Source organism: Gordonia sp. 852002-50395_SCH5434458 (assembly GCF_001665905.1).
GTDB lineage: Bacteria > Actinomycetota > Actinomycetes > Mycobacteriales > Mycobacteriaceae > Gordonia > Gordonia jacobaea.
In genome coordinates, this window is record NZ_LZTC01000044.1 from 1 (window position 1) to 1,002 (window position 1,002).

The following is a 1,002-nucleotide window of genomic DNA, read 5'->3' on the forward strand; positions in this document are numbered from 1 at the left end:
CAGGGTGGGCCAGCAGTTGCGGTTCAAGCACTCGTCGCGCAGCCGGTTGTTGAACGACTCGATGAACCCGTTGTTCCACGGTGTGCCGGGCGGAATGTAGGAGATCCCGACCGACCCTGCACAGAAGTCGCGCAGGGCTTCTGAGATGAACTCAGGGCCGTTGTCCATGCGCAGCACCATGGGCGGGCCACCCCAGATCGCGAAAGTCTTCTCCAACTCCTCGATCAGCCGTTCGGCGGTGATCGAGCGGTCCACGATGTTCAGCAGCGATAGCCGGGTGTGCTCGTCCACCATCGATGCGATCTTTATCGTCTTCCCATCGACGGTGGAATCGAACTGAAAGTCCAACGCCCACACCACTTTCGGTGCATCAGCCTCGATGACCGGGACCGATGATTGGCCGGCGCGTTTGCGGCGCGGAGCACGCCGCACTTGCAGGCCCTCCTCCTTCCACAGTCGATGCACCCTCTTCTTGTTGATCTCGATGCCGTCGTCGAAGCGCAGGTGCGCCCACGCTCGCCGGAACCCGTGCCGCGGGTGTTTGCGGGCATAGGTGCGCAACTGGTCACGCAGTGCGGCGTCCGGATCGGCTGGCGTGTGTGCGTGCGGTAGCCGACGGTAGGCCGACCTGGAAAGCCCAACGACCTTGCACGCCATACGTTCTGACATGCTCTTCACGTCCTTGAGCATGTCGATGGCGGCACGTTTGGCAGTTGGGCTCAGAATTTTCCCTTCGCGATCTCCCGCAACGCGTCCTTCTCCAACTCCGCGTCAGCCAGTAGCCGCTTGAGACGGCTATTCTGCTCGCGCAGCTCTTTGAGTTCCTTCGTCGCGTCGCCATCCATGCCGCCGTACTGGCGGCGCCAGTTGTACAACGTCGCCGCCGACACCTCGAGATCAGCGGCGATCTCCTCGCCGGTCTTGCCTTCCGCAGCCAACTCATCGGCCCGGCGCAGCTTGCGCACGATGTCCTCCGCCGAGTGACGCTTACGTCCTGCCATG

2 protein-coding genes are annotated in these 1,002 nt (G+C 62.8%); both read right to left on the minus strand.

Annotation, left to right across the window (positions count from 1 at the left end; translation table 11 throughout):
* On the minus strand, nt 1-669 hold a 669-nt coding region (locus A5785_RS23260; RefSeq protein WP_231895462.1), incomplete at its 3' end, for an IS3 family transposase.
* 50 nt (nt 670-719) lie between these two features.
* Nucleotides 720-1,002, minus strand: a 283-nt coding sequence (locus tag A5785_RS10690) for a transposase (protein ID WP_064866354.1), incomplete at its 5' end; no start/stop codon positions are given.